The following is a 26832-nucleotide window of genomic DNA, read 5'->3' as shown; positions in this document are numbered from 1 at the left end:
AAGACACCATTTGGCTTCTGCTTACGGAGAGCATTTGTCCGTTGGGCGGATGAGAGGCTTGCTACAAGCGGTCATTTTCTCACTCTTTTTTGCACATTCAGTGGCTGCAGGTGAGCCAGAAAAAGGCTTTGCGACATTAGATTGGACAGTGGCGGAAACCCTGCTCGCATTAGGTGAAGAACCCAAGGCGATCGGTGACGTAGCAAGTTATCAAGTATGGGTGAGTGAGCCAAAGTTGCCTACATGGATTATTGATCTCGGCGTACGTGGGCAACCAAATCCAGAGCAGATTTACCGTTTATCAACAAGACTTGATGCTCAACCATTGCATTTCATCAATTCGTCTTTCTACGCTCAAGCTACCCCAATGTTGAAAAAATTCGCCAAGGTAGATTTGGTCGATTTTTATCGGGAAGGCGATGCATGGCAGAACATGTTGACCGCAACCCGCCAAGTCGCCGAGCTGATTGGCAAACCACAAGCCGCCACAGCATTGGAACAACATTATTTGCAAAAAATAGCTGAAATCCGACCGCTTGTAGCGCCGTTTACTGATCGTCCGATTGCGTTAGTACAGTTTATAGACAGTCGTCATTTACGGATTTATGCCAAAAACAGCCCCTTCGGTGCGGTACTCAACCAACTTGGTTTTGACAATGCATGGCAAGGTTCACACAACAACTGGGGCTTTGAAACCATTAGTGTGACGCAGCTGGCGGATTTACCACAGAACTTGCGTTTTGTAGTGGTGAAGCCGTACCCCACAAATATCGAAAAATCATTGAAATACAATACATTATGGCAACGTTTGGCAATGGCGAAAGATCCGCTGATTTTGCCCGCAATTTGGACTTTTGGAGCGATTCCGTCTGCTGAGCGTTTTGCGACCGCCTTGGCAGAGGCTTTACAAACAGGAGGCGAGCCATGGTAAATCGAGCAAACTACTTTTTTGGCGGTTTGCTTGCCACTTTTGGCATACTCACTGCTTTTTTATTGCAGTTGCAATTGCCTGCACAGGCACGCTTATGGGAATTGTTTTACCACAGTGATTCGCTTGAGATTTTACTGCTACAAAGTTACAGCCTGCCTCGTATCGCAATGGCGTTATTGGCGGGGGGATTGCTTGGTTTTGCAAGTGTATTATTGCAACAGGTGATGGGCAATCCATTAGCGTCCGATAATACGTTGGGAATTAGTGCTGGGTCACAATTTGCCTTGTTTTTGACCGCTATTTTTATGCCAAATTGGCTGGAATTTGGTTCTAGTGCGGTTGCAGTGTTGGGGGCGGCGTTGAGTTTGGTGCTTGTGCTGACCTTAGCAAGGCGAAAAACGATGTCACCGCTGTTGCTGATTTTGGCAGGCTTGGTCGTTAATCTCTATTTTGGATCTTTTTCGGCATTGATGATGCTGTTTTTCCCAGAGGAATCAAGAGGACTGGCACTTTGGGGAGCGGGTTCTTTGGTGCAAGAAAGTTGGCGAGATAGCCAAATTCTGTTGTTCCACGCACTACCTTGCTTAGTGCTGGTTGTAATACTCATCCGACCACTGGCAATGTTATCACTCAATGATAGCAACGCTCAAAGCCTTGGGGTATCGGTCGGCAAATTGCGGTTACTTGGTGTGCTAGTGAGTGCCTATTTGATTGCCGCGGTGGTGAGTGCTGTTGGTATGTTGGGATTCGTTGGCTTGGCATCAGCGACCTTAGTAAGACAGCTTGGCATTCGCACACTCAAAGGACAGTTGCTCGGGGCGTTTGTAGGTGGGGCACTGCTGTTAGCTGTTACCGATTTAGTTCTGCAATGCCTCAGCCATTTTTATGCCATCAATTTACCAACAGGAGCAGTGACTGCCTTGCTCGGCACGCCATTATTGCTTTGGTTGATGTTTAATACCATGCCAACGGGGCGAATTACTGAAACGGCGATGCCGCCATCTCGCCGCTTTCAACGTCGTTATCTTGTGTTGATTTTAGCCGGTTTGTTGCTAGTGCTATGGTTAGCATTGGCAGTCGGGCGAGACATGGGTAATAGAGAGACAAGCGGTTGGATTTTGCTGGAATTTAGCAAACTAAACGCTCCAATTTTTGAATTGCGGTTGCCACGCATTTTAATGGCTGCTGCGGTTGGCATTCTGCTTGCAGTGGCCGGCGTGCTGTTGCAACGGCTGACGTTAAACCCAATGGCAAGCCCCGAATTGCTAGGGGTGTCATCGGGAACCAGTATGGGCATTTTAGCTGTCCTATTTTTCTCAAGTAGTGAGCAGAGTAGTCTGTTTTGGTTAGTGGGGATTACAGGTGCAGTGATCGCGTTACTGATTCTGACAGTGATCAACCAACGCAACGGAATGTTACCTGAAAAGGTGTTGCTGACGGGGATTAGCCTTTCCGCCTTATTCGATACGCTACAACGCTTGGCGATTGCGAGTGGCGATCCAAGAGCTTATCAGTTGATTAACTGGACATCAGGCTCAACCCAAGGGGCGGAATTGAGCTTTGCTGTGCCGTTTTTGGTTGTCAGTTTAGGGTTGTTAGCGGCCAGTTTGATCTTTAGCCGTTGGCTTGAACTGCTCACTTTACAAGCCCCGATGGCTCAAGCTCTTGGGCTGAATTTGACCCGTACCCGTTATTTATTGATTTTATTTAGTGCATTGCTGACCGCAATGGCAACGCTGGTGATAGGGCCTTTGAGTTTTATCGGGTTACTCGTGCCACATATCACTCGTTTTTTAGGCGTACACAGAGCCTATTCGCAGATTTTGATGTCTGCCTTGCTGGGCAGTGGAATTATGGTGTTTGCTGACTGGCTTGGCAGACAAATGCTCTTCCCTTATGAAGTGCCTGCAGGTTTGGTCGCAACACTTATCGGCGGCAGTTATTTTTTAGTAATGGTCAGACGGGTGTAACAAGCGATCAGATTTTCACAATTTTTTACTTTTATTTCTCAATCTTTTAAGGATATTTTTATGAAAAAAACATTTGCGTATTCCGCACTTTCGCAAGTTGTACTCCTTGCCATTGCAGGTTCTGCAATGGCAAATGAAACAGCGACTAATCAAACCGTTGAACTTGAAGCCGTTACCGTAACTGGTGGTTCAATGTACCGTATGGGGGAAGTGCCTGTGTATCAAGCGAAATCGGCAGTCGCAATCAATCGTGATGAATTGGATAAACAAAACATCACCAAAGCGGATGAAATTGGTCGCTACCAAGCAGGCTTTACTAACCAAGTATTTGGTGAAGATACCAACACCAACTGGTTTCGTGTGCGTGCTGCTGAAGTGACTCAAGCTGTTGATGGCTTGCCAACCTTTAGCTATGGTTTCTTTACCCCTTATGTGAATACCTTCGCTTTGGAAGCGGTAGAAATCACTAAAGGTGCGGATGCAATGACGTTCGGTGCGGCACAATCGGGCGGTTTGATTAACTATGTAAGCAAACGTCCGCACAAAGACCAAGTTGGCAAAGGCGAGTTTAAACTCAATGTGGGGAACAATACGCAATACGGCTTTGCTGCCGATTACACTGGTGCAGTGAATGCAGATCAAAGCGTGCGTTATCGTGTTGTGACCGCTTACGGCGGTAAAGATGGTCAATGGGACGGCACCAAAAACGAGAGTTTATACCTTGCCCCATCTTTAGCGATTGACATTAGCGACCGTACAAATTTAACCCTTTTAACCAGCTATCAGTTAGATCGTGGTGTACCAAGCTCGAATTTCTTGCCTGCTTATGGCACGTTAGTGCCTACGCCTAATGGTTACATTGATCCAAAAACAAATTTAGGTGATCCCGTAAATGATAAAGAGCGTAACCGTCAATATAGCGTTGGCTATGAGTTTAACCATCAGTTCACGGATACATTAAAATGGCGTTCTAGCTATCGTTACAGCCATATTCAGAACTATCATCGTGGTACTTATGCTTTTTCAGGGGTAGATCACGCAACTTATAATGTAGCTCGTGGCTTGGTATTCAATCAGGGTAAAACCTTCTTACATTCGGTTGATAACCATATTAGCTGGGATTTCAAAACAGATTGGTTAAAAAATACCTTAGTGGTAGGAACAGACTATCGCCATAATAAAGTCGATACGATGTATGATCCCAAGGGCTACGCTTGGGATAGCATTGCTCAAAAAATGATATATAGAACTTCTACAACGAATATTTTTAATCCAAGTGTTGGCTATGGACAAGTTCAAGATTTATCTGGGGCAACTCATCAAACAATCAAAAACCGTCAATTAGGCGTTTATTTACAAAATCAAAGTCGCTTTATTGATGCACTTGTATTGAATGTCGGTGTGCGTCACGACCGAGCAAAACAAGATGAATATACCAGTTCACAGAGCGTGAAAAACAATCACACTTCCTATTCTGGTTCATTGATGTATGAAACATCGCAAGGGCTAAACCCGTATATTTCTTACAGTGAGTCGTTTAATGTGCCAGCTGGTTTAAGTGGCGATCAAACGCTTTATCGTCCGAATATTACTCGTCAATACGAAGTGGGGGTAAAATATTTACCAAATTGGCTTGATGGTGTGATTACAGTAGCGGGCTTTAGAGCGAAAGATGAAGGTGCCTTAAAAGTGAATAAGAATGGCGGTTCTACACAAGATCCGCTTGTACGCCGCAAGGGTATTGAAGTTCAAATTGATGCCAATATTACTGAAAATTGGAATACAACACTGGCTTACACTTATTTGAAATCAGAAACAGAAACTTCAGCAGGGAAAGTACGCCGTCAATATATCCCAACATCAGCCGTTGCAGCTAAAACCGCATATCGCTTTAATGGCAATGTGCTAAATGGCTTAACGTTAGGGGCGGGCATTCGCTATTTAGGGCATAGTGTTGCAACAAAAGACGACACCTATAATCCTTATTCGCACGCCCGTGTTCCATCCGCAACGGTTGTGGATTTAATGGCAAGATATGAAGTAAATCCAAACTGGGTGTTACAACTAAATGCCGAAAATATTGGCAACCGTCGATTTATCGCAGCTTGTGATTACTATTGCTACTACGGTTCAGGTCGAAACATCAATGCGAATGTAAGCTATAAATTCTAGATAAATGATAGCAAGCGGTCAGATCCTCATAATTTTTTGCAATTTGCAAAATATTTCGTGGAACTGACCGCTTTCAAACAAAAAAGCACAAGGGGTTGATCAGACTCCCTTGTGCTTTTCACGTTTTAAAAGAATTAGTGCTGTTCTTTTGCTTCTTTGGATTTCGGTAACACTAAGTTCAACACAATCGCCACAATCGCACAGAGGCTAATGCCTTGTAGTGAGAACGAGCCAATGCTGACTAACATATGTCCAATACCAAAAGTCATGACGACGGACACGATACACAAGTTGCGGGCTTCGCTCATATCAACACGAGCACGAATTAAGGTACTCATACCCACTGCAGCAATCGAACCGAACACTAACATCATAATGCCGCCCATCACCACCGTTGGAATACTTTGCAAAAATGCGCCGACTTTCCCACAGAACGAAATGGCAATTGCCCAAATTGCTGCGTAAGTCATCACTCGTGGATTGAAGTTTTTGGTAAGCATTACGGCTCCCGTAACTTCTGCATAGGTGGTATTCGGTGGACCGCCCAGGAATGCCGCTGCCGAAGTTGCCACACCATCGCCTAATAAAGTGCGGTGTAAACCCGGTTTATTTAAGAAGTTTTTCCCTGTTACTGAACTGATTGCCATAATTCCACCAACGTGTTCAACGGCTGGAGCAAGTGCAATTGGCAGCAAGTATAAAATCGCTTCCAGTTTGAATTCTGGAGCGGTGATATTTGGCAGGCTGAACCACGGTGCATCCGCAATCGGTTGGAAATTCACAATGCCCATAAAAATCGACAAAATGTACCCCACCGCAATCGCAAACATAATCGGCACTAGTTTCATCAAGCCTTTGGTGAATACCGCGACGATCAACGTGGTAATAAGTGTCACCATCGACACAATAATCGCTTGGTCATATTGGAACAATACCGCTGAGCCGTCGCCTGTTTTACCTAACGCCATATTCACGCCCACAGGGGCAAGCCCTAAACCGATAATCACGATCACCGGGCCAACCACAACTGGTGGGAACAGTTTATCCAAAATCGCAACGCCTTTGGTTTTCACTAACGCCGATAAAGCGAAATAGACCAAACCAGTGAAGACCAAACCGCCCATCGTGACGGGAATTCCCCAAGTTTGTACGCCGTATTGAATAGGAGCGATAAACGCAAAAGAAGAGGCCAAGAAGATCGGTACTTGCCCTTTGGTACAAAGTTGGAAAAGTAGCGTGCCGATACCTGCGGTCAGTAAGGCTGTGTTAGGATCAAGCCCAGTAATAAGTGGCATTAAGACCAAAGCCCCAAATGCAACGAATAGCATTTGTAAGCCAACGAACACCTGTTTTGGTGTGCTGATATTTTCTGTTGTCATTAGTTTCAACTCTCAGTTTGAATTAACTTTATAAAAGAAAGGAATTATCTCATAGGATAATCGGGCGGCGATTATAGCGGAAAACCGTCGCTTTGGCTCTAACAAGCGGTCAGTTTAGACAAATTTTTTACCAAAACTTGAGCAATCACGATTTACCGCCTAAAATGCCGATTTTTGTTTAAGCCCAAAACCTATGCAAACCAGCCCTTTACTTGAAAATTTAATCGAAGCCCTGCGAGCGTTGCCAGGCGTTGGTCCGAAATCGGCACAACGCATGGCGTATCACCTTTTACAACGCAACCGCAAAGGTGGGGTGGCGTTATCCAAAGCGTTAAACGAAGCGATGACCCATATCGGGCACTGTAAATCCTGCCGTACCTTCACTGAAGAAGACGAATGTGCCATTTGCCAAAACTACCGCAGACAAATGAGCGGGCAGCTTTGTGTGGTCGAAATGCCCGCCGACATTCAAGCGATTGAACAAACCGGGCAATTTTCAGGGCGATATTTTGTATTGATGGGACACCTTTCACCGCTTGATGGCATTGGTCCACGGGAAATCGGCTTAGATTTATTGCAACAACGCTTGGAAAATGAGTCGTTCCATGAGGTGATTTTAGCAACCAACCCCACCATTGAAGGCGACGCCACCGCCAACTACATCGCCGAGATGTGTATGGTGCATAACATCAAAGTCACCCGCATCGCCCATGGCATTCCAGTTGGCAGTGAATTAGAAATGGTCGATGGCACCAGTCTTTCCCATTCCTTTGCAGGACGGCGGGACATTCAACTCTAATACAAGCGGTCACTTTCTCAGGAAAATTTGCAAAAATTTTCGGAAATCTGACCGCTTGTTTCCTAGCCGTTCGGCAGAAAAATCGGTATAATCGCCCGTCTTTTTTGTGATCTAAATCACAATTCAGCTTTCGTAGGGTGGGCGTTTGTCCACCTTTTATCTCTCTCAGCGGAGATTTCCGCCTTACAATTAAGAAATATCAATGCAACAAATCGATACAAATAAACTGCGTAATATCGCAATCATTGCTCACGTTGACCACGGTAAAACCACCTTAGTTGATAAATTACTCAAACTTTCAGGCACCTTAGACACGAGCCGTGGCGATACGGATGAACGTGTGATGGACTCCAATGATCTTGAAAAAGAGCGTGGCATCACGATTTTGGCAAAAAATACCGCAATTAACTGGAACGGCTACCGCATCAATATTGTGGACACCCCAGGACACGCCGACTTTGGTGGCGAAGTAGAGCGTGTGCTTTCGATGGTGGATTCCGTATTGTTAGTGGTGGATGCCTTCGATGGTCCAATGCCGCAAACCCGTTTTGTGACCCAAAAAGCCTTCGCTCACGGTTTAAAGCCCATCGTCGTGATCAACAAAGTCGATCGCCCAGGGGCTCGTCCTGATTGGGTAGTGGATCAAGTGTTTGATTTATTCGTTAATTTAGGTGCAAGCGATGAGCAATTAGACTTCCCAATTATCTATGCATCAGCATTAAACGGCGTAGCGGGCTTAGAGCACGAAGAATTAGCACCAAATATGGATCCATTATTTGAAGCGATCGTAGAACACGTTTCACCGCCAGATGTGCAGTTAGAAGATCCATTCCAAATGCAAATTTCTCAACTGGATTACAGTAAATACTTAGGTGTTATCGGTATCGGTCGTATCAAACGTGGTACAGTCAAACCAAACCAACCTGTTACGGTGATTGATGCTCAAGGCAAAACTCGTAATGGGCGTGTGGGTCAAGTGCTTGGTCACTTAGGTTTACAACGTTATGAAGCAACGGAAGCCTACGCAGGCGATATTATTGCAATCACGGGTTTAGGCGAACTCAACATTTCTGATACCCTTTGCGATATCAACAATGTGGAGGCGTTACCAGCACTTTCAGTTGATGAGCCAACCGTAACGATGTTCTTCTGCGTAAATACTTCGCCATTCTGTGGTCAAGAAGGTAAATTCGTCACCTCACGCCAAATTTTAGAACGTTTAAAGAAAGAGTTGGTACATAACGTAGCGTTGCGTGTGGAAGAAACTGACGATTCAGATGTGTTCAGCGTATCGGGTCGCGGTGAGTTACACTTGTCGGTGCTGATTGAAAATATGCGTCGTGAGGGCTATGAATTAGCGGTTTCTCGCCCGAAAGTCATTTTCAAAGAAATTGATGGTCGCAAACAAGAGCCGTTCGAGCAAGTGACTATCGACATCGAAGAACAGCATCAAGGTGCGGTGATGGAAGCCCTTGGTATTCGTAAAGGTGAAGTGCGTGATATGATGCCAGACGGCAAAGGCCGTACCCGTTTAGAATACATCATCCCAAGCCGTGGTTTAATCGGTTTCCGTAATGAATTTATGACAATGACATCCGGTACGGGCTTACTTTACTCCAGTTTCAGCCATTATGATGATGTAAAACCAGGTGAAATTGGTCAGCGTATCAACGGTGTACTGATTTCAAACGGCACCGGTAAAGCTCTCGCTTATTCACTCTATGCCTTGCAAGACCGTGGTAAGTTGATGATCGATCACGGTGTGGAGATTTACGAAGGGCAGGTCATCGGTATTCACAGCCGCTCAAACGACTTAACCGTAAACCCATTAGAGGGTAAAAAGCTTACTAATATGCGTGCATCAGGTAAAGACGATGCCTTAACTTTGACTACACCAGTAAAATTCAGCCTTGAACAAGCGTTAGAATTTATTGATGACGATGAGTTAGTGGAGGTTACCCCGACTTCTGTGCGTATCCGCAAAAAACTGCTCACCGAAGTGGAACGTAAGCGTGCAAGCCGTACCACTACAAGCACGAGCACACATTAATGGTTAAAGGCGGATTTCGATCCGCACTTTGCTTGTACAAGCGGTAAGATCCGAGCAATTTTTTGCAATTTGCAAAATTCTGTTACAATCTTACCGCTTGTTTCATTACCTATATAAGGAAAAACTATGTACGTAGAAATTTTCGGTCGCTTGACCTGCCCATACTGTACCCGTGCCAAAGCATTAGCGGAAAAAATGAAAGCAGAATTACCTGATTTTGATTTCAAATTCGTAGATATGATCGCTGAAGGCATTTCAAAAGAAGATCTAGAACCTCGCGTAGGCAAACCGGTTGCCACTGTGCCACAAATTTTCTTAGATAACGTGCATGTTGGCGGTTTTTCTGATTTCCAGCCATTAGTCAAAGAAAAATTTGGCATTGAACTTTAGAAAGTTTATTTCATTACATGGACAAAAGAAAAGATATCATATATAGCAATGATATCTTTTACTTATTTAAGGAAGGTGTTCTCTAAAGCGTATAAAGCTATAGCGTCAGCAATATTTTGTATGTTTAAAGGCTTTTGTCAGTATTTTTGCCTAAAAAACAATCAATAACTTACTAAATAGCTCAATTTTTATCGTTAAAAATTAAAATTTATGTAAGGAATGAACTTTTAAACAGTCTTATTAAAGCTCTTTTTAACAAAAGCGATACAATAAAATCTCTTGTTTTTCTTTGTGTTATGGGATTTGATTGTTTGTGATTACAAAATTAAAACAATTTTTCCTTTGTAAAAAAATTATAGGTTTAGTTTTGATAATTGTGCTTTTAATCATTAAGAGTAAAATGAACACACCACGATTGATGTGGGATTAAAAAAATTAATGTTTATTTATTAAAATGTCCTAACGAGGACTTCACTTGGAGAACGAAAATGTTTAACTTAACTACTAAAGCATATATCGCAGTAACAGAATCAATCCGTCGTTTTAAAGAAAATGAGAAAGGGGTAACTGCAATTGAATACGGTTTAATCGCTGTAGTAATGGCGGCACTTGTTGTTGCAGTATTCTATGGTAATGATAGTTTCATTGGTAAAATTGTAGAGAAATTCAAAGCATTAACAAGTTCTGTGGAGACAGCAGTTCCTCAACTTAAATAGTTGATTTGCATAAGGTAGCTAGCCTATAACGTTATAGGCTAGCTACAATCATACAAATATGATCGTCTTATTAAAAACAACAATAATATTATTACTTATAAGATTATCTTGGACAGATATAAACTCAAGAGTTATAAGTAATAATATTATATTAGTATTGCTTTTTTTAGTAATTCCTTTTGGTTATTTATTAAATGGTGAGTTGTATATTACACCTGCACTAATTTCACTTTCTATTGGCTTTCTTCTGTTTCTTTTCAATGTGATCGGTGCAGGTGATATAAAGTTAATTACCGTGCTGATGCTAACAATTCCCTCTGAGCAAATTTTATCTTTTTTTGTTTTTACTTCTTTTTTCGGGCTATTATTGATCATCATTGGATGGTTATTTTTCAAAACATCAATCAAGCGTAATGGATTACCTTATGGCGTTGCGATTAGTCTCGGTTACCTAACCAATCTCGCTCTCTTTAATCTATAATTTATTACGCTTTAAAAATAATATGACTATGTTAATTTTAAATAAGGGCTAAATATGAACTATAGAGCACTCTTCTTTCTCTCTATTATTATCCTGATTATTGGGGTTGGCGGGTTATTTCTTCTTCCCTCTGATGAAGCAACACAACCAACCACCACTCAAACGGAGACTCAAGCCGCTCCAGAATCTAAAGAAAAAGTGCCAGAAGTCGTTATTATGACCGCAGTGGCAAATCGGGAACTATCTAAAGGCATTCTTCTGCAAGCAGACGATTACACTCTCTCTGAATTAAAAGTGGAACAAACTAGCCCATTAGTCAAATCCGACTTAACTCAATTCATAGCGGGAGCGAATGCCACTTCTTTACAAGGTTTCTTAACGAATGAGAATATCACAGCAGGTTCTTTACTGTCAGAAAATAATTTGATCTCACCTGAAGATAGTCGTTTTATCATCTCAAGTTTAGACTCTACCCAAGAAGTAGCCTATCGAATTTACATCAAAGATACCGAAGAGTATATTTTAGATACCCTTCGCCAAGGTGACTCTGTATCTGTTTTTAATCAGCAACAAGATTTAGATAACAAGAAAACAGATAAAAAGAACTTAATTAAATTGATGGACAACTTAACCGTATTACAAGTTAAAAAGAATAAAGTTGATGAGAAAAAAACAGATAACTCAAGTATTACTACTTCTGAGCGAAGTGAAGGTTACATTGGTTATGTCAGTGTTAAAATTAACGCAAAGGATGTAAAAAAATTCTATACGTTAGAAACTAAATCTAAACTTATTGTATTACCAAGTCATCAATCTGAACCAACAAATCACCGTGGAACTCTTGTAAGAGAATTAAGAGGAAGTGCAAATGCTAAATAATAAATTTAAGAAATTCGCTTATGCAAGTTTATTTGGAACATTATTACTTTCAAATGTATTTGCCGCTACCTTTAACCTAGAACAGGGGCAGAGTGAAATTATTAGAACAAAACAAAAAATTGATACGGTTTTTGTTTCTTCTCCAAGCGTGGCTGATTATGAGATTTTAGATGACCGTAGCTTTATGATTTATGCTAAAGAAGAGGGTAAGTCAGAAGTTATCGCTTTTAGCGAGGATGGAACACCAATTTCTAGCGACATTATTAATGTGAATACAGTTATTAGTAATATCTCTAACTCCGATAGTCCAGCTCAAATTACATTGCCTAACAGTAACTTATTAGTTAAAAAAGTGGGTAAAGCTTATGTAATTGATGGTAAAGCAAAATCAGCTGAGGAGTTAGAGGAGGCTACTAATATTGTCGGTGCTGCTTCTGGAGCGAAGAAAAAAACGATTGAAACAAAAATTACTCGGGATGGTAAAGAGGAACTTATTCCATTCTTAGATAAACATCAATATGATGAAGTGGTTACTACTGCTACCGTTGATGAAGCTACTCAAGTTAATGTTAAGTTAACCGTTGTGGAGGTTAATAAAAAATTATCTGATGCTCTTGGGGTAAATTGGAGCAATTTACAAGGTAACTTATTTAAAAATCTTGGAAATGTTTCTATTTCTGGGGCCTTTACTGGTGCGGGTGCAAATATTGCATTAATTAATGCAAATAATTTAAACCTTTTTATTAATGCATTAGACAATCAGGAGAATGGTAAGATTTTGTCAGAACCAAACATTTCAATGTTATCTGGGGAGACTGCTGATATTTTAGTCGGTGGAGAAGTGCCATTTACTCAACGCAATAAAGATGGTGAGTTGAATGTTATTTATAAGGAATTTGGTATTCAATTAGCTGTGGGTGCTAAAATCCAGAAAAATAATCGTATCCGTTTAATTCTTTCTCAATCAGTGAGCACAATTGCGGGAAATTATAAAATTGATGATTCGAGCCTTCCTTATTTTAATACGCGCCGTTCTAAATCAACCTTTGAAGTTGCAGATGGTGAAAGCTTTGTATTAGGTGGTTTATTAACTAAAAATGATATTGAAAACATTTCTAAAGTTCCTGTTCTAGGTGATATTCCAATTCTAGGATCATTGTTCCGTAATGCATCATCATCTAGAGAGAGTAAAGAGCTTGTCATTGTTGCAACAGTTAATTTGGTTAAACCAGTTAATAGTGAAGATATTGTGTATCCTAACTTTGAAAGAACAGGGACAATGGAACGTTTCTTTAACACAACGTCATTTAAAGAGGTTTACCATAAAACATTGACAACTAATTTCTTGAAAAATGGAGGGTTCATTCAATGAGAAGCATAATAGTATTATTATTTGGACTGGTTTCCGCATCAGGTTTTGCAATTAGTGGAAATGAGCTAGTCGAGAATGTTAACCCAGAATATCCAACAAAGAGCATTTCTCATTTAAATAGCCAAGTACAAATAAAGAGATATGTTATTGCAGATAATGCAGATGAAACTATTGCCTCAGTATCTCAAAAAGTGGCACGAGATGTTGGATCTAGTTATAGTAAGAAAGTGCATATTATTTGGGCAAATAAATCTACCGAGAAATTAGCCAAAAGCGTAAAAGAAAAGTTAGTTAATCTAAATGTAGAAGCTAAGCAGATAAGCTTAGAACGCAGTAAAGTGAAAAAAGATGTTTATCCGTTGTATATTGAAATTCAATATGTAGCACCTAAACGAGCTAAATGTAAAGTAGAGACTGCAGAAGATATGATGACTTTTGACCCATATATCCCTTGTGCATCTAAAAGTAACTCCCAAGTTCAATTAAAAACTAAATAATAAATAATATAAAAGGTTAATTTATGCTATTACTTGATAAAGATAACGTTGCAATTGATAGCGTACGTAAAATAGTTATTCTATCCGAACATGATGGGCTTAGAATGCAAGTAGCTCAGATGTTACGTACACGTGGTTTGGAAAATGTCGAGATTGTTAATGGTGATATTTTTAGTATTACCAATGCGGATTTTTCTGAAGAAGAAACTTTGGGCGTGATTGTTGATATTGGTAATGTAAGTGACTCCCATACAATTACTGAAAGTATCCATAGCATTATTCCACAGAATGTGTGGTGTTGTGTATTAGGTCAAAGTGACTCTATTTCACTTTCACAAAAGCTACTAGATGAAGGTGTTCTCTACTTTAATGCGGATACACAGCTTGGTCAGATGATCGAGAAAGTTTTATCTGGGGTGAATATTCCACTAGTTCGTCATACGATTAAAATTAGTATATTAGGGTGTAAAGGTGGAATTGGTTCAAGTCTTATTAGTGCTCACGTTGCTGATGTAATTGCTAAAACGAAAAAGATTCCAGTCTTACTTGCTCAAGGCTCAAATGGATCACAAGATTTAGATTTAATGTTTGATAAAAAATTACAAAATGATGTAGTTGAATTTGATGAGCATTTAAGCTTATATAAAGGTGCTCCAAGCAAATTATCCAGTTCTGTAACTAATAAATACAATTTTATTATTTATGATCAACCTATCTTCAATGTTAATAAAGAAGATTTTCATCATTATATTGAAGAAAGTAATAACTTCGTTTTAATCGTTGAGCGTCGGATTGGTTCTTTACGTGTAGCTAAACAGTTTTTAGATGAGTGTGAGCGAATTAGAAGCACTACAGGCAAACCAATTCGTACGTTTATTTGTCTTTCAGATAGTAAATTAGAAACATCAAAACTAATGGTTAAGGCTGATATTGAGACTTTAATTAAAAGCCAAGTGGATGCAGTTATTCCGTTTCTTAAAAAAACAGACAGCAATAAAGTCCTTTCAATTAATTTAGGAAAACAGGGTAAAAATGAAATAGTCACTTTATCAATGAAAGTGATAGGTATGCTTTCTCGCTCAACAGCACAGAAGAATAAAAAAGGATTTCTTGGCTTTCTTCTTGGTAAATAATCATATTAGTTGAATAGAACATTATGCTAACTAAAGAACAACAAGCTTTTTTTAGAACCGAAGTTTTAAGTAATCTTAACGTCGAGAAACTTGATGAAATTCAGGATGAAAGAGGGAGATTAGTCGAAGAACTCATTCAAAATGTTAATAGCGTTGCAAATAAAAGTAATACTTATATTACTTCTGCGGATGCTTTAGTTATTGCAGAAATCATTGCGGATGAGATTGGCGGTTATGGTCCATTACGTGAACTAATGGAAGATGATACCGTCAATGATATACTTGTTAATGGTCCTGATGACATCTGGGTTGAGCGTGCTGGTATTCTAGAAAAAACCAAGAAAAGTTTTATTAATAATGAACAATTAACAGATATTGCTAAACGGATGGTGGCTAAAGTCGGCAGACGTATTGATGATAGTATGCCATTAGTCGATTCTCGTTTACCTGATGGAAGTCGTTTAAATGTTGTTATAGCTCCTATCGCTTTAGATGGAACGTCTATTTCTATTCGTAAATTTAGTAAATCTAAGAAGTCATTACAAGAATTGGTCAATTTTGGTTCTATGACTTTAGAAATGGCAAACTTTTTAATTATTGCAGCACGTTCCAGAGTAAATATTATTGTTTCTGGGGGTACAGGTTCTGGTAAGACGACATTGCTTAATGCGTTATCTAGCTATATTTCTCCTATGGAACGTGTGCTTACATTGGAAGATACTGCAGAGTTAAGATTAGAACAGCCCCACGTTGTGCGTTTAGAAACCCGTTTAGCTGGCGTAGAAAAAACGGGTGAGATTACGATGCAGGATCTTGTAATTAATGCTCTTCGTATGCGTCCAGAGCGTATTATCGTTGGTGAGTGTCGTGGTGCTGAAGCGTTTCAAATGTTACAAGCAATGAATACTGGACATGATGGCTCTATGTCGACACTGCACGCCAATAGCCCTCGTGATGCTACCGCACGTTTAGAGTCGATGGTAATGATGTCTAATGCCAGCTTACCTCTTGAGGCTATACGTCGAAATATTTCATCCGCAGTAAATATTATCATTCAAGCCTCTCGTTTGAATGATGGATCACGTAAAGTGGTTAATATTACTGAAGTGATGGGAATGGAGAATGGTCAAATTGTTTTACAGGATATTTTCTCCTATCAGCCAAGCAAATATAGAGATGAAAAAGGTAAAATTATCGGTGAATTTATAAACCATGGTTTATTGACACGCTCTGTTGTTTATCAAAATGCTCAAGTATTTAATTTAAGCTCAGAGTTACAAAGTATTTTTGGAGAAAAATAATATGATTTTACTTTATTATATTATTTTGGCATTCGGAGTTGGACTACTCATATATACAATCTTAACTTGGAATAGAACAAGAAGAAAAATTCATACTAGAGAAGGTGAACATACTGAGAGAAGCCAAGTTATACTTAATGAACTCAAGAATAAATATATTTTATGGATGTTTTATTTCACATCGGGAGAGAAAAAAAGTCTTTTCAAAAATATAATTCTAACCTTTATTGTCTTTTTAGTATTATATTACGCAAATCTTTTTTACATTAAGTTTGATAATAAACTATTTATTATCGCTTTCTTCTTTATTTTTATCTTTCTAATTTGGAAATTTGGGCAGTATAAGAATAGGAAAATGTTTGACGAAAAATTTCCTGAAATTATTCAGGTGATTAACTCAGCAACATCTTCTGGTGCTGGCTTGCTTCAAGCGTTAGAACGTTGTGGGAAAGATATTACAGGGCAATTGGGGGAAGAGTTTAAGAATATTTATCGTCGTCTCTCAATTGGTGAGGAGCCTATGGCTGTCTTTCTAGATAGTTATAGTCGTTATCCATATAAAGAATTCTATTTTTTTATTACTATTATTAGAACAAACCTTACTAAAGGTGGACAAATGAGAGAGGTCATCTCTAGACTAGGCCGTGTAATTGCAGATAGTAAGAAAATGGAGCAGAAGAAAAAAGCAATGACATCAGAAGCAAGGATATCGGCAGCTATTGTGGCTTGTATTCCTTTAGGTTTTTTCTTTTTCATGAAGTTTACGATGCCAGAGAACTTTGATTTTCTAATTAATAATCCCAGTGGTAGGATAATTCTTTACTATGTAGTTGGGAGTGAATTGTTAGGGCTGTTTATTATTTGGTGGTTAATGAGGAAATCAACATGATAAAGATAGCATTATTTCTTTTAACGCTTATCTTATCTGGAGCAATCTTTCTATTCATGGCTTTTGCGGCAAAGAAAAAATTTGAAATAAATAAGGAAATTATTTTAAGTATAAGGCCTAAAGAGAAAAACCAAGAAGACTTGCAAAAAGGTAAAACTAAACAACAGATAGAGTTAGAGCTTCTTCTAATTAATAACAACCCTATCTTAAAGATACTAGGTGTTATTGACAAAAATATAAGAGTGAAACTATTGGCTATTGTTGTGGTTTCTTTGATTTATTATTTGTTTAATATAGGAGCTGACCCAACTAATATTATGTTAGGTATTTTTGTTGTTATTCTCCTTGTTATTTTGCTCCCTGGTATTCTAATTAATACTATCCTGAAAGGAAAAATTAAAAACATTATGAATGATTTGGCGGGATTTATTGATTTAGTTGCAGTAAATGTACAGACTGGGGCGACTATTGAAGCGTCACTAAAACAGGTGGCATCCGATTTTAAGAAATTAAATCCTGACTTGACCTATGTATTATTACGTATTATCCGTAAGGCAGAAATTACGGGGTTGCATGCAGCACTGCAGGATTTAGCCATTTCATTACCAACAAAAGAAATTCGAATGTTTTGTACTGTTATGCAGCAAAGTTTAAATTTTGGTTCCTCTATCTATCCACAACTAACTCAACTTTCGGCAGATATTCGAGAAATGCAGCTACTTGTTTTAGAAGAGAAATTAGGAACCTTGTCTGCAAAAATGAGTGTTCCGTTGATTATATTCATTATGTTCCCAATCGTTATATTAATTCTAGCACCTGGTGCAATGAGGGTATTACCAAATGTATTCTAAGTCATTAAAAACCGTTTTAATTTGTAGTTTAGCAATTACGCTCAGTGCTTGTTCTAACTTAACTACTTCTAGTGGGTCACAAAGTATTGAGGTAAAAGAGAAATTTTATGAAAGTACTAAAAATTATAATGCTTTGATTTCTCTTTATCGTGATTCATTGAAAAAGAATGAAGATCCTAACATTCGATATAAATTGGCTGAGAGTTATTATCAAGCGAATGATAGTCGATCTTCATTACTGTATTTAAAACCATTATTGGAAAGAAATGATGTATTTAAAGAAAAAGCATTGCTTTTACAGGTTAAGAATAATGTTCAACTTTCTGATTACAATGAGGCAATGCAAAATGTAAATACCTTGTTGAGTTATGCTCCAAACAATGGTGAGGCATATAACTTAAGAGGCATCGTTTTCGCTCATAAAGGGAAATTACAAGATGCTTTCAATGATATCAATCGTGCTAGAGAGCTATTTATTACCGATATTGTAGCGATTAATAATCTTGCAATGTTAAGTATCATTAATGGTGATTATCATAACGCTTCAGAATTATTATTACCTCAATATCTAAATGGTTCGAAAGATAGTCGTTTGATTCATAACTTGGTTTTTGCTTTAGTGAAACAAGGTGATACTAGTTATGCATTAGATATCATTCGTAAAGAGAAGTTAAATACAAGTCCTGAAGATCTTGTGAATGCATTAAGTAAAACTGAACGTATTCCACAAGCAAATTAATAGTGTGAAATACTATGAAAGTTGAAATTAAAAATTTTATTAAAAATAGCAAAGGAGCTAGTACCGTAGAGTTTGCTTTAACAATTGGCATATTCTTAGCTGTCGTCCTTTCTATTTTTGAGCTTGCTAGAATGTCGATTCTTTCTGCTTATATGGATTTGACTATTTCTCAGGCAGTAAAAGTTACTAAAAATACAAAAGCGAGTAATTATGATTATGAAGACGAGTTTAAGAAAAATCTTGATCTAATTGTAAATAAAATAAAGAATGATAATAAGACCTTTAAGTTTTTGGATATGAGTAAGCAAAATATTATCCGCTTTGAGGTTAAATATGCTGAGTCAATATCTGATTTAGTAAATGGTAATTATCGTGATGTGATTGATCATACTGATCCTAAAAATCCTAAAAAGAAAAAGAATCCAGGTAAAGATGCTGCTCTTGCGAAATATTCTTTCCAGTATGAATATAAGCCGATGTTTTTCTGGATACCTAATTCTATCTCTACCCCTATATTTAATCGTGAAGTGATAATATTGCAAGAATATGAAAGAGACAAAATTAAAATTCGTTAAAAAATTCCTTTCTAATATGAAAGGTGCTGTTGCTGTGGAATTCATGCTATTGCTTATTGTATTAGTGATTATGTTTGCATTTATGTTTGACTTAGTACTAATGCGTTCAACAGTAGGGAAGCTGGAAAGGACTTCTTATTCACTACTTAATGTCGTAAAAGAAAGGACTCAGTTATATGCACATACTAATAATGAATATTTATCAGATGCAGATATTACCGAGTTGCAAACTTTAGCTGCTAATCTACTCTATGGAGAAGGAAATCCAAGTAAGAAAAAAGTTGAGGTTTATCTAGAGTATTTAGAGTTAAATGATCCAACTGACCCAAATGATAGGAACTCTCGAACTATCAAGGAAGATTTTCCTATTGTTAAAGGATCGGCTAATACATGTACACCACTTATACCTGTATCGGCGTTAACAAAATCATCACCAGTATCAGAAACCTTGCGTTCTGTACCTATTTATCAAGTCACTGTCTGTGCAGAAGTAGGAAGTCTTTTCAAGTCTATTTTAGTATCCAAGAAAAATCAGAGTCTTGGTTTGTTAAGAGCCTCTTCTCATGGACCAATACGTTAATTTGCAGTGAGGTAACGTATGAAAAAACAAATTTTTAAACAAAGTAAACTTTCTCAAAATCTTAGTCGTTTTATTAAGAAAGAAGAAGGTGTGTACAGTATCCTAATGGCTGGAATGGGAGCAACTTTACTTGCCATTATAGCCTTTGCTGTTGATGGCTCTGGTGTCATTTTAGATCAGGCTCGTTTATCAGATAGTTTGGAACAAGCCAGCCTTGCTGTTACTTCAGAGAATAACACTTATAGAAAGGATAAATACCAAATTAACGATCCAACTGGAAAGCATGATTCATTTAGTCAAAATTTGCGTAATCAGCGAGATAAAGAACTTGTTGAAAGTTATGTTAAAGCTTATATGCCAAATATAAAGTCTTGGACACCGAATGACATTAGCTGTAAGCAAAATTTACAGGGTGCTAATAATGAGACTATCCAGTGTCGTGTTTCAGGAACTGTAGTAAGAGAAGCACTGCTTCCACTGACATTTTCTAATTCAGCTAATTCAAGTAGCAGTGATTTTTCTATTTCTACAGGTGCAGTTGCTGAGAAATCTAAATCAGCACCACCTTTAGATGTGATGATTGTTGCGGATTTCTCTGGATCAATGAGTTATCGTTTGGATAACCCGAATTTGTTGGGATATGCTAGTAATAGTAAGAGTGCTATTCTTAAATCAGTATTATATGACTTAACAGATAATTATTTATTTAAAGAAGACGACTCTTTAAATAGAATTGGATTTACAGCGTTTTCATTTGGTGCAAAAGTCCCTAATGGTTTAGATGAGTCTAGCATTGATATTAAAACAAAGGCGATCTTGCGTTCGGCAGGTATTCAGCTTGATAAGATGGAAGATAATTGTGTTTTGCCTTACCTGTTTGAGACAGAGAGAGCTTTTATTGAATTAGATAATGGGCAAAAAGTCGAGAAGAATGTTGTTGAATTTCTTACAGATAGTACTCCAACATCTAGAAGATGGGAGACCCTTTCGGGCTTCTCACCCCAAGTTAGTGTTAAGAAAACTATCAAACAAGTTGAATCATTTGATGGTTCAGCGAAGCACTATTCAGTGATTTTTAAGGTTCAGCGTATTCCTAGTGGAAATAGCAGTTATGCTAGATGCGTTGGTTATAATAACCAGAAAGGAAAGAATGTACCTGGAGCTGCATATTGGTTTGATCGAAGCAAGAAAGAATCTTTCAAAGATTTTCTTCGTGAGATTGAGCCAGAGGGGGCAACTCTTGTTACTTCTGGACTCTTAGTTGGTACTAATTTGATGTCTGATAAAAAGCATCATCTTGATCCTAAGAAAGTTGGTAATACTCAGCGTATTATTGTTATATTATCTGATGGTAAGGATCAATCGATGGTAGATAGTTCTTATCACCAAGCTCCTCCTCACAGAAAGCCTTTGGAGAAAAAATTCAGAGACTTAACCGAGGAGTTTATTGAAGGGGGACTGTGTGATGTTGTTAGGGCTCGAATGGATGGATTGCAGTCTACTGACTATAGAACATATGAGTCTAAGCTTGCATTTATTGCTTTTGGCTATGATCCTGATGAAAGAAACGATAAAGCCTGGAGAAAATGTGTTGGAGACAAAAACTATTTTATAGCAAAGACGGAAGAAGATTTGCTAGATTCTTTCAAAAAAGCATTCACAACGGAAGAAGTCGGACATAGTTTAAATCCATAATGCCTAACTAGATGCAGAAGAGCCAACGCTCTTCTGCATTTTTTTATCTCACCTTTTGCAAAATACTCACCAGAACTGACCGCTTGTCGCTTCTTAAGAACATTGACCTCGAATTTTCTCTAGACACTAAGAGTACTTGTATTGTAAAATTTGTAATGTTTTTCATTGGTTTTTACGTAGTAATTTACTTTGAGTGTGTTTGCTATGTCTTCCAAATATATTGCCCATATCCGTAAATCAGATAGTGCGATCCAATCTGTTGAAACCCATCTTTTTGAAACCGCAGAAATTGCCAAAAGATTAGCCGCTAAAATTGGTTTTGACCTATGTGGTGAATCGATCGGGCTGATGCACGATTTTGGTAAATTTTCTCAAGCATTTTTAAATTATATTAATAGTTCTGCTGGCTTAGTTCATCCTGATTTAGATGAGGAATCGGATAACTATTGCTCCGGTAAGATAGATCATTCCACTGCGGGTGCACAGTGGGTTTATAATCGATTAAAACCGTTTGGAGATGCTCAACAAATAGGGCTGTTATGTGGGCAAATACTTGGATTGTGTATCGCTTCACACCATGGTTCGGGCTTAATTGATTGTTTAACTCCTGATGGGGACTCAGCGTTATTTAAACGTTTCACCAAAGAAGATAAATGCACTCATTTAAGAAACTGCTTAAAAAATGCAGATAAAGCAGTATTAGAAAAAGCAGAATCTCTTGTCAATGAAGTTCTAATTAAACAGCTTTTAAAACCAATTTTACCGATGCTTAAGCGTTCGGATATTAGCAGTAAAAGCAAAATGTTTTATCTTGGCTGTTTCACTCGCTTTTTATTTAGCTGTTTAATCGATGCTGATAGAATTAATAGTGCGGATTTTGAACACCAACATCAAAAATCTTTAAGAAAATTAGATGAGAAGCCCAATTGGCAAATCGCGATTGACACCTTAGCGCATCATCTTAGTCAGCTCCCTACTCAATATGCTATAGACGAAACTCGCCAAAAAATTTCTCAAATTTGTCTCTCGCGTTCAACGGACCAGCAAGGTATTTATAGCCTGACCGTTCCAACAGGAGGTGGTAAAACGTTAGCCAGTTTACGTTATGCCCTACATCACGCACAAAAGCACAATCTAGACCGCATTATTTATATTATTCCCTATACATCCATCATTGATCAGAATGCAGAAACGGTTCGTACCATTTTAGGTGAGGAATGGGTATTAGAACATCACTCTAATCTAAATCCTGAAAAACAGACGTGGCAAAATAAATTGTTATCTGAAAATTGGGATAAGCCTATTGTATTTACCACGATGGTGCAGTTTTTAGATGCCTGGTTTGGTAGTGGAACCCGTGGTGCTCGCCATATTCATCCGATGACAAACAGTATTTTGATTTTTGATGAAATCCAAACCCTACCCGTGAAATGTGTGCATTTATTTTGCAATACGTTAAATTGGCTGACGCAGTATGGTGGCAGTAGTGCGATTTTATGTACCGCTACTCAGCCTTTGCTGGGAGAAAATAGTTTAGACTTGTTTCCTTCATTTAAGCGAACACAAGCCCAAATGAGAGGGTTACTCAAGCTTTCCCCAAACTCAGAAATTATAGGTGATCTTCCAAAAGTAAATGAATTATTTACAGATCTTTTTCGCGTAAATATTCAATTTAATCCCAAATCGGGAGGCTGGTCAGTTGAAGATGCAGGGGAGTTTTTACTCGAACAAGCAGAGCAATTTTCTAGCTGTTTATTTATTGTGAACACTAAAAAATGGGCTCAGCAGCTTTACCAATATTGTCAGCAAAAAAATCTACCTAAAGAATCGCTCTTCCATTTAAGTACCAATCAGTGCCCAGCTCACCGAAAAGTCCTATTCGAAACGATTAAGCAACGTTTAAAACAAAAATTGCCCGTCATTTGTATTAGCACTCAATTAATTGAAGCCGGCGTTGATATTTCGATGGCTTGCGTAATCAGGGCGTTAGCGGGTTTAGACAGCATTGCACAGGCGGCGGGGCGCTGTAATCGGCACGGTGAAAATCGCGATAAAGGTACCGTTTGGGTGGTCAATTTAAAAAATGAGCCTTTAGCCATGTTGCCAGACATTCAGCAGGGGCAGATACAAGCGGTTAGATTGTTCGAAGAATTTGCAAATCAAGACATTTTACAACCTGAGGCAATGAAACAATATTTTCAATATTATTTCTATCAGCGTAGTGATGAAATGGTTTATCCAATCCCAAATAGCACCTCTGGAAGTTTACTCGATTGGCTAAGTGATAATCCACTCAATGTGGGCAAACAGCGTCATAATGGAAAAATGCCACTTTTGTGCCAATCGTTTAAAAGTGCTGGCAAAGTATTCCAAGCAATTGATGCACCAACGAAAGCGGTTATTGTGCCTTATGGAGAAGGAAAAGATCTGATTTCAATACTATGTGGTGACTATAACCCACAAATTTTCTACCAAACGTTATCGAAAGCTCAACGTTTTAGTGTAAATGTGTTTCCAAATATTTGGGAAAAGCTTGAAAAAGAGAAAGCCTTGATTCCCATTGCCGATACAGGCATTTATTATGTAGAAGAACGTTATTACAGTGATGAATATGGCTTATGTGTCGATGAAGTCGGCAAAATGAGCTTCTATGAGTGTTAAGGAGATGTATGAAGAATAATCGAATTAGTTTCCGAGTTTGGGGAAAGCAAGCGTTGTTCACCGATCCGATTACTAAGATTGGCGGAGAAAAATTCAGTTATCAAATACCCACCTACGAAGCAATCAAAGGTATTGTCAAAAGCATTTACTGGAAACCCACATTAATTTGGCATATTGACCGAATTCGGGTGATGAAACCGATCCAAACACAAAGTAAATCGGCTAAACCGTTGAACTGGAATGGTGGTAATACCCTTGCGATTTATACTTTTCTGAAAGATGTGGAATATCAAGTAGAAGCCCATTTTGAATGGAATGAAAATTGGGAAGAGCTGGTTGATGATCGCATAGAAGCGAAACATACCGCAATTATGCAAAGAATGTTAGAACGCGGTGGCAGACAAGATATTTTCTTAGGTACCAGAGATTGCCAAGGTTATGTAGAGCCTTGCGAGTTTGGTCGTGGGGAAAGCGTTTATGATGATATACCCAATCTTGATTTCGGGTTAATGTTTCATAGCTTTGGCTACCCTGAGGAAACGGGTAAACATGAATTATCTAGCCGATTCTGGCTGGCGAGTATGCAAAATGGCATTGTTACTTTTCCAAGTGTGCAATCAGAACAGCTCAAAACCCGCATTATTCGCCAAAAGATGAAACCTGAAAAACCATTTAAACGTCATCAGAATCTCAAAGCCGTTGAAAAAGAAGCAGAGGAGATAGGGCTATGAGCTGGATGCAAAAATTGTATCGAACCTATGATGCTATTGTCAGTGAAAATTTGGCAGATGAAAACAATCCATTAACCCCGATTGGCCATACATTACAAACTGCTCATATTGTTATTGTATTGGATGCTCAAGGAAACTTTAAACGGGCGAGACTAATGCCGCCGAAAACGACGATTATGCTTCCATGTACGGAATCATCAGATGGTCGATCTGGCACAAAACCCCCACCACATGCATTAGCAGATAAAATTCAATATGTGGCGAAAGATTATCCTAGATATGGTGGTACTAGTCCTTTGTTTTTTGATAAATATTTAAGCCAGCTACAAGAGTGGTGCGATTCTCCTTTTTCACATCCTAAAGTACAATCGGTTTTAAATTATGTCCGCAAAGGTCATGTGATTGCAGATTTAGTAAACGAAGGTATTTTCCCCACAACAGCAGAAGGTAAAGTATTAGCCAAATGGGAAGAAAAAACCGAAGCTCCCGAAATTTTTTCTGTATTACCTAAAACAAAAGGCGAAATTGAATTTGGTTCGGCGTTAATCTGCTGGAGTGTTGAAGTTGCAAGCGATGTTGAAAGCAATACTTGGCAAGATGAAAGTATCCAACAATCTTGGATCGACTATTTATCCCACAATGAATCACATAAAGGCTTCTGCTTTGTTCAAGGTAGGGAAAGTGCGATTGCCAAAATGCACCCGGCTAAACTTCGCCATACAGGCGATAAAGCGAAATTGATCTCATCAAATGATAGCTCTGGCTATACTTTCAGAGGGAAATTTGAAAATGCCGATGAGGCCGCCGCAGTTTCGGCAGAAGTGTCCGCTAAGGCACATGGTGCATTACGTTGGCTGATTGGGCGTCAAGGTATTCGTAATGGTGATCAAGTGACAGTTGCTTGGGCTCTTAACGGTAAACAGGTCCCACAGCCTTTGGAGGATATTTATGATTATATCCAGGATATCCAGACAAATGTAGATGAACTTGATCTGAGTATTTCTCAGGAGAACACGGAAGTAAGTATTGAGACCAGTGAGACTCAGTCAAACTATGCGAACAATCTTGGCTGGCAAGCTGCTGAAATTATTAAACAGAAAATGCATGGTTTGAAAGTCGAGCTAAAAAATCACGAAACCATTTCTTTGCTGATGTTAGACTCCGCAACACCAGGGAGAATGGCATTAACTTACTATCAGGAATTTCTTCCTGAACATTATTTTGCTCATCTTGATGCGTGGATAGATGATTTCTCATGGTATCAACGTTACAGCCTAGAGGGTTCAGACAAGAAAAAAACGAAACGTATAGACTGGCTTTATCTTCCGCCATCGCCTTTTACCATTGCACAAGCCGTTTATGGAAAAGCATTAAGTGATACATTGAAAAAGCAGTTATATGCACGTTTATTGCCAGTTATCGCAGGTGGAAAAAATATCCCGATACCGTATGACTTAATGATACAGAGCATTGAGCGAGCCTGTAATCCAAGTGGCTGTGAATATTGGGAGTGGCAACGAAATATCGGTGTGGCTTGTGCCTTGTATAAAGGTTGGCGAGCTCGTCATTATGAATCTTCAATAAAGAGAGAGTTTAGTATGAATCTAGAAACAGAAAATGTATCTCGCGATTACCTATTTGGTCGATTATTAGCAGTACTTGAAAGTATTGAAAGACGAGCATTGATGATTGCAGGTGAAAATCGTGCGACAAATGCAGAAAGATATATGCAACGTTTTGTGAGTCATCCACTAGATACTTGGTTGCAATTAAAAGAAAAAATTCAGCCTTACAAAGAGCGTCTGCGTAATAATCGTTCTATGGGATTTCTACGTAACCGTGAGAAGGAAGAAAACGAAATTGGTGCGGCACTCGCTAATTTATCTCAATTGGGTATTTCATTAAAAGAGAGACTAAATGGAGAGTTCTTGCTTGGTTATCACAGCCAACAAATGGCATATCGGAACCAGTTTAATGCAGCTAAAGAAGATGCGGATGATTCATCAGAAATTGAAACTATTTAACCTTGAATAAGGAACAT

The 26832-nt window shown here is 38.7% G+C and carries 23 protein-coding genes; 22 read left to right on the top strand and 1 reads right to left on the bottom strand.

Features of this window, described 5'->3' with window-relative positions; translation table 11 throughout:
* Window positions 1-49: 49 nt before the first annotated feature.
* Genes A4G17_RS00200 through A4G17_RS00190 form a run of 3 tightly spaced genes read left to right on the top strand, consistent with a single transcriptional unit; the run spans window position 50 to window position 5073 of the window.
* Window positions 50-931, top strand: a complete 882-nt coding sequence (locus tag A4G17_RS00200) for an iron-siderophore ABC transporter substrate-binding protein (RefSeq protein ID WP_123956659.1) — start codon at window positions 50-52, stop codon at window positions 929-931.
* Window positions 925-2901: a Fe(3+)-hydroxamate ABC transporter permease FhuB gene (gene fhuB / locus A4G17_RS00195; protein ID WP_123955639.1), complete on the top strand. Its 1977-nt coding sequence runs from the start codon at window positions 925-927 to the stop codon at window positions 2899-2901. The genes A4G17_RS00200 and fhuB overlap by 7 nt, the downstream gene beginning before the upstream one ends.
* 60 nt (window positions 2902-2961) lie before the next feature.
* On the top strand, window positions 2962-5073 hold the full coding sequence (locus A4G17_RS00190) for a TonB-dependent siderophore receptor (RefSeq protein WP_123955640.1): 2112 nt from the start codon (window positions 2962-2964) through the stop codon (window positions 5071-5073).
* A gap of 134 nt (window positions 5074-5207) precedes the next feature.
* On the opposite strand, the gene A4G17_RS00185 is transcribed toward A4G17_RS00190, so the two are convergent.
* Window positions 5208-6452, bottom strand: a complete 1245-nt coding sequence (locus A4G17_RS00185) for a uracil-xanthine permease family protein (protein WP_123955641.1) — start codon at window positions 6450-6452, stop codon at window positions 5208-5210.
* Window positions 6453-6645: 193 nt separating this feature from the next.
* Between A4G17_RS00185 and recR the strand changes: the two genes are divergently transcribed.
* From recR to cas8c, 19 genes are all read left to right on the top strand, one after another.
* Entirely contained in the window at window positions 6646-7251 is a 606-nt protein-coding gene (gene recR / locus A4G17_RS00180) for a recombination mediator RecR (protein WP_123955642.1), read from the top strand.
* A 202-nt stretch (window positions 7252-7453) separates the two neighbouring features.
* The gene (gene typA / locus A4G17_RS00175) at window positions 7454-9301 is read left to right on the top strand and encodes a translational GTPase TypA (RefSeq protein WP_123955643.1); all 1848 of its coding nucleotides are present in this window, start codon (window positions 7454-7456) and stop codon (window positions 9299-9301) included.
* Window positions 9302-9427: 126 nt separating this feature from the next.
* Window positions 9428-9691: a GrxA family glutaredoxin gene (locus tag A4G17_RS00170; RefSeq protein WP_123955644.1), complete on the top strand. Its 264-nt coding sequence runs from the start codon at window positions 9428-9430 to the stop codon at window positions 9689-9691.
* Between the two features lie 488 nt (window positions 9692-10179).
* Window positions 10180-10407 (top strand): Flp family type IVb pilin, encoded by a 228-nt coding sequence (locus tag A4G17_RS00165; protein WP_123955645.1) that lies wholly within the window; start codon window positions 10180-10182, stop codon window positions 10405-10407.
* A 58-nt stretch (window positions 10408-10465) separates the two neighbouring features.
* On the top strand, window positions 10466-10888 hold the full coding sequence (locus A4G17_RS00160; protein WP_123955646.1) for an A24 family peptidase: 423 nt from the start codon (window positions 10466-10468) through the stop codon (window positions 10886-10888).
* A gap of 54 nt (window positions 10889-10942) precedes the next feature.
* Window positions 10943-11767 (top strand): flp operon protein C, encoded by an 825-nt coding sequence (locus A4G17_RS00155; RefSeq protein WP_123955647.1) that lies wholly within the window; start codon window positions 10943-10945, stop codon window positions 11765-11767.
* Window positions 11757-13139 carry a type II and III secretion system protein family protein gene (locus A4G17_RS00150; protein WP_123955648.1) on the top strand — a complete coding sequence of 461 codons (1383 nt, stop codon included), beginning with the start codon at window positions 11757-11759 and terminating at the stop codon, window positions 13137-13139. The genes A4G17_RS00155 and A4G17_RS00150 overlap by 11 nt, the downstream gene beginning before the upstream one ends.
* The gene (locus tag A4G17_RS00145; RefSeq protein WP_123955649.1) at window positions 13136-13636 is read left to right on the top strand and encodes a protein RcpB; all 501 of its coding nucleotides are present in this window, start codon (window positions 13136-13138) and stop codon (window positions 13634-13636) included. The genes A4G17_RS00150 and A4G17_RS00145 overlap by 4 nt, the downstream gene beginning before the upstream one ends.
* A gap of 23 nt (window positions 13637-13659) precedes the next feature.
* Complete coding sequence (locus A4G17_RS00140; RefSeq protein WP_123955650.1) at window positions 13660-14769, top strand: CpaE/TadZ family protein; 1110 nt, start codon at window positions 13660-13662, stop codon at window positions 14767-14769.
* Between the two features lie 23 nt (window positions 14770-14792).
* Window positions 14793-16070: a CpaF family protein gene (locus tag A4G17_RS00135; RefSeq protein ID WP_123955651.1), complete on the top strand. Its 1278-nt coding sequence runs from the start codon at window positions 14793-14795 to the stop codon at window positions 16068-16070.
* Window position 16071: 1 nt separating this feature from the next.
* Window positions 16072-16959, top strand: a complete 888-nt coding sequence (locus tag A4G17_RS00130; RefSeq protein WP_123955652.1) for a type II secretion system F family protein — start codon at window positions 16072-16074, stop codon at window positions 16957-16959.
* On the top strand, window positions 16956-17810 hold the full coding sequence (locus tag A4G17_RS00125; protein WP_165894242.1) for a type II secretion system F family protein: 855 nt from the start codon (window positions 16956-16958) through the stop codon (window positions 17808-17810). The genes A4G17_RS00130 and A4G17_RS00125 overlap by 4 nt, the downstream gene beginning before the upstream one ends.
* Window positions 17800-18549, top strand: coding sequence for a tetratricopeptide repeat protein (locus tag A4G17_RS00120; protein WP_123955653.1), 750 nt, complete (start codon window positions 17800-17802; stop codon window positions 18547-18549). Before A4G17_RS00125 ends, A4G17_RS00120 begins: the two co-directional genes overlap by 11 nt.
* Before the next feature lie 14 nt (window positions 18550-18563).
* A complete protein-coding gene (locus tag A4G17_RS00115) occupies window positions 18564-19124 on the top strand; it encodes a TadE/TadG family type IV pilus assembly protein (RefSeq protein WP_123955654.1) in 561 nt (186 codons plus the stop codon).
* The gene (gene tadF, locus A4G17_RS00110; RefSeq protein WP_123955655.1) at window positions 19096-19704 is read left to right on the top strand and encodes a tight adherence pilus pseudopilin TadF; all 609 of its coding nucleotides are present in this window, start codon (window positions 19096-19098) and stop codon (window positions 19702-19704) included. Before A4G17_RS00115 ends, tadF begins: the two co-directional genes overlap by 29 nt.
* A gap of 18 nt (window positions 19705-19722) precedes the next feature.
* Window positions 19723-21399: a Tad domain-containing protein gene (locus A4G17_RS00105; protein WP_123955656.1), complete on the top strand. Its 1677-nt coding sequence runs from the start codon at window positions 19723-19725 to the stop codon at window positions 21397-21399.
* Window positions 21400-21603: 204 nt separating this feature from the next.
* Window positions 21604-24060 carry a CRISPR-associated helicase Cas3' gene (cas3, locus tag A4G17_RS00100; RefSeq protein WP_123955657.1) on the top strand — a complete coding sequence of 819 codons (2457 nt, stop codon included), beginning with the start codon at window positions 21604-21606 and terminating at the stop codon, window positions 24058-24060.
* Between the two features lie 8 nt (window positions 24061-24068).
* Window positions 24069-24791, top strand: a complete 723-nt coding sequence (cas5c, locus tag A4G17_RS00095; protein WP_123955658.1) for a type I-C CRISPR-associated protein Cas5c — start codon at window positions 24069-24071, stop codon at window positions 24789-24791.
* Window positions 24788-26815, top strand: a complete 2028-nt coding sequence (cas8c, locus tag A4G17_RS00090; RefSeq protein ID WP_123955659.1) for a type I-C CRISPR-associated protein Cas8c/Csd1 — start codon at window positions 24788-24790, stop codon at window positions 26813-26815. The genes cas5c and cas8c overlap by 4 nt, the downstream gene beginning before the upstream one ends.
* Window positions 26816-26832: the final 17 nt, after the last annotated feature.

Source organism: Frederiksenia canicola (assembly GCF_011455495.1).
In the GTDB taxonomy this organism is placed as follows: domain Bacteria; phylum Pseudomonadota; class Gammaproteobacteria; order Enterobacterales; family Pasteurellaceae; genus Frederiksenia; species Frederiksenia canicola.
This window is presented reverse-complemented; position numbering and strand designations above follow the sequence as displayed.